Source organism: Acidimicrobiales bacterium (assembly GCA_035316325.1).
Taxonomy (GTDB): domain Bacteria; phylum Actinomycetota; class Acidimicrobiia; order Acidimicrobiales; family VFJN01; genus DASXTK01.
Genome location: DATHJB010000099.1, coordinates 1 through 3,728, shown reverse-complemented (window position 1 = coordinate 3,728; position 3,728 = coordinate 1). Strand labels below are relative to the sequence as shown.

The following is a 3,728-nucleotide window of genomic DNA, read 5'->3' as shown; positions in this document are numbered from 1 at the left end:
CGCCGGCGAGCCCGAGCCGCTCGAGCAGCTCCGCGTAGAACGGCCGCTCGACCGGGCCGATCGAGATGTGGCGGCCGTCCGCGGTCTCGTAGGTGTCGTAGTAGTGCGACCCGGAGTCGACGGCGTTCGTCCCGCGTTCGTCGTGCCACTGACCACTCGCACGCCAGCCGTGGAGGGACGTCGTGAGCAGCGCCGCACCGTCGACCATCGCCGCGTCGATCACCTGCCCCTGACTGGACGTGGCGCGCTCGACGAGCGCGGCCAGGACGCCGACGGCGAGCAGCATGCCACCGCCCCCGAAGTCGCCGACGAGGTTGACCGGCGGCACCTGGCCGTCGCCCCGCCGCCCGACGGTGTGGAGCGCGCCGGCCAGCGCGATGTAGTTGATGTCGTGGCCGGCGGCAGCGGCCAGCGGGCCGTCCTGGCCCCAGCCGGTCATGCGCGCGTAGATCAGCCGTGGGTTGCGGGCGCAGCACTCGTCGGGCCCCACGCCGAGTCGTTCGACGACGCCGGGCCGCAACCCTTCGAGCAGCACGTCGGCCTGCTCCACCATCGACAGCAGGGTCTCCGCCCCGTCCGGGTGCGTGAGGTCGACGGCGACGGACCGGTGCGAGCGCCCCAGCAGGTCGAACTCGGGGTTCACGACACGCCGGCCTCGCCCGTCGACACGATCGACCCGGATCTCGTCCGCGCCGAGGTCGCCGAGCACCATGCCACCGAACGGCGCCGGGCCGAGCGCCTGCAGCTCGAGGCCCAACTCGTAGACGATCCAACGTTCCAGGCCGGATGGCTGGTGGTGAGACGCTCGCCCGGTGTCGAAGCCATCGCCGCTGTCGCTCGCTTCAACACCACGGGCTACCAGACCAGCGGTTCAGCTCAATCGACACGCAGTCGATCGGCGGGTCTGAGCCTCTGCCGGCCTGAGCGAGTGGGGCGAGGCCGATGCGGCGGCCCAGCAGGGCCGAGCTCGTCGTGGGTCGCTCACCTACGACTCGGTCACAAACAAGTCGGCGGAATCGAGGGAAGCGGGGGCCGGATCTCTCCGGCCCCCGCTCGCGTCGCATCGAGCCTCCGGGGACAGGCCGATGCGGACCAGGCCCTAGGCGGTCGGTCCCAGGGTTCGGCGTCTCAGGTCGCGTGGCAGGACGCCGGCTCGCTCGGCGGGACGTCGAGGGTCGGGTTGCGGTCGAAGAAGCCAACCGGAGCCAGCGTGAATCCGCAGTACTCGACGGGCATGACCGGCCAGTCCTCGGGTCGGGCGAAGTGGGTGACACCGAACGTGTGCCAGCACACCACATCGGTGTCGACGATCGACCGGTCGGCCGCCGTCCAACGCGGCAGGCCATCCCCACCCCGGTGCTGGTTCGGGAACTCGCCCGCGGCCCGGCGCTCCCCTTCCGCGTACGCCGTGACCCAGAGGTTGTGCCGAGCGAACCCGGCTCGCTGCGCGACCGGGGAACCCGCATCGGCGAGCATCACCGGCGTCGAGCCCGGCACCAGCTTGTAGGCGACGGGCCGGCCCAGGCCGTTGCGCACGCCGGGGTTCGAGATCCGCCAGGACCGCGACCGGAGGGGATCGATGTCGCGCCGGGCGGCGAGCTCCGTCTCCAGCCTCGTCGCCCGGAGGCGGAAGGCGTTCGCCCACGGGTTGTCGGCGCCGCCGGGCACGGGCTCAGCCTCCACCTCCTCCACGACGTTCACCGGCCCGTCGACGTCGAAGTCGAGGCGAGCGCTGAACAGGTGCTGGTGGTGGGGCGCCGCCACGCCGGGAGCCACGAGGTTGGCGAACTCGCTGACGAGGCCGTCGTCGACGGCCATCGGGGACACGATCCCGGTGAGCTTGACCTCGAGCTGGATCGTCCCGTCGAGGTAGAAGTACCAGAAGAAGCCGTACTCGTAGTTGCCGACCGTGGCCACGAAGCTCACCACGAGGCGGCGGCTCCGGCGCACCTCGGTGCGGCCGCTGTGCTGGTCGGTGTGCTTCCAGAGGATCCCGTAGTCCTCCTCGTGCATGCAGATGGCGTTCTCGATCACGACGGGCCGGCCCTGCTCGTCGGCCATCGTGGCGTCGAAGTAGCGGATCTCGCCCACGCAGTCACAGCCGAGCTGCAACGAGTTCGCCAGGCGGCCCAGACCGAACTCACCGGCGTCGAACGCGTTCTTCCACCCGTGCAACGGCGACGGATCGCCGTACGGCACGACCATCTCCGTCACGGACGCCCGGTGCAGGATCGAACGGGTGCGGCCCGCCACGTCGTCGTCGTAGGCGACCTGGTGGAGCACCAGGCCCTCGTAGTGGTCGAACCCGACGCGGAACCGCCACTTCTGCCAGCGGACGAGTCCGCCGTCGGCCACGAAGCTGGGGCCGTCCGGCTGGGAGATGGCGATGGGCCGCACGTCCTCGCGCAGCGACGGCTGGTCCTCGCCGAGGTAGCTGACCGGAGGGCTCGGCAGCGGCACGACGCCGTGGTCGACGACGTCGACGACCTGCGTCCGCCCGAGGTCGACGTCGACGAAGAGCCCCTCGACCGGTCGTCCGTAGCCGTTGGCCCGCGGCTCGTCCCGCACGAAGCTCAGGGCCCTCGCCATGCGCCGATCGTCGCTGGTGTCGAAGCCGAACGACCCGACGGGCCAGGGGTCGAGCTGCACGTTCGTCAGGTCGGTGACCCCTCGCCGGGCCATGGCGGCCACGTACTCCGGGTGCGCCTTGATGACCGGGAGAACGCGGAACCACTCCGTGAAGAGGAGCGCCGGCCGCATGCCTTCGATCGTCTCCCAGCCGACGATCTCGCCGGCGTCGACGGCGACCGTCGCCTCGACCATGTCGAGCGTCGGCCCCGGCACGACGAGCACCCGGACGCGTCGATCCGCCGGGTCCCCCGGCTGCCAGCGGGCGAGCGCCTCCTTCGTCGGCTCGTCGAGCACGACGTGGGCGAACAGCGCCGACGGATCCACCCGCCCACTCGCTCGGATCACCTCGACGCCTCGCCGGACCTCGCCGGGCGTCAGCATGTCCAGGGGGTGGCGGTCATCCGTCACGCCGCGCGTCGTCATCGTTCCTCCGTCGTCTCTCGGCTGTGGGACCAGGGCTGGCTCATGCGGTGAGGGAGCGGCCTTGCCAGTGCTCGTCGCGCAGGAGCCGCTTGTAGAGCTTCCCGGTCGGGTGCCGAGGGAGCTCGTCGCGGAACTCGACCGATCGCGGGCACTTGTAGTGGGCGAGGTGGTCCCGACAATGGGCGATGAGCCGGGTGCTGAGCTCGTCGGAGGCCTCGACGCCCTCGACCAGCTGCACGACGGCGTGGACCTGCTCGCCCATCTCTTCGTGGGGGATGCCGAAGACGGCGACATCGGCGACGGCCGGGTGGGCGATCAGGACGTCCTCGGCCTCGCGGGGGTACACGTTCACCCCGCCCGAGATGATCGTGTACGCCTTGCGGTCGGTGAGGTAGAGGAAGCCGTCCTCGTCGACGTAGCCGACGTCGCCGAGCGTGCTCCATCCCCGCGCCCGGGGATCGCGCGAGGCCGCCGTCCGCTCCGGATCGCCGTGGTACTCGAAGCCGGCGTTGTCGAAGTAGATCGTGCCCTGCTGCCCGCGGGGCAGCTCGTTCCCCTCGTCGTCGAGGATGTGCAGCGGGCCCAGCAGCGACTGGCCGACGGTGCCCCGGTGCGCCAGCCACTCCTCCGACGTGCAGTGGACGAAGCCGCTGCCCTCGGTGCCCGTGTAGTAT

At 71.2% G+C, this 3,728-nt stretch carries 3 protein-coding genes; all 3 read right to left on the bottom strand.

Going from position 1 to position 3,728, the window contains the following annotated elements:
- The coding region (locus tag VK611_13695; GenBank protein HMG42386.1) for a CaiB/BaiF CoA-transferase family protein at positions 1-757 on the bottom strand (757 nt) is incomplete at its 3' end.
- A 371-nt stretch (positions 758-1,128) separates the two neighbouring features.
- Positions 1,129-3,039: a primary-amine oxidase gene (locus VK611_13690; protein ID HMG42385.1), complete on the bottom strand. Its 1,911-nt coding sequence runs from the start codon at positions 3,037-3,039 to the stop codon at positions 1,129-1,131.
- A gap of 55 nt (positions 3,040-3,094) precedes the next feature.
- On the bottom strand, positions 3,095-3,728 hold a 634-nt coding region (locus VK611_13685), incomplete at its 5' end, for an acyl-CoA synthetase (protein HMG42384.1).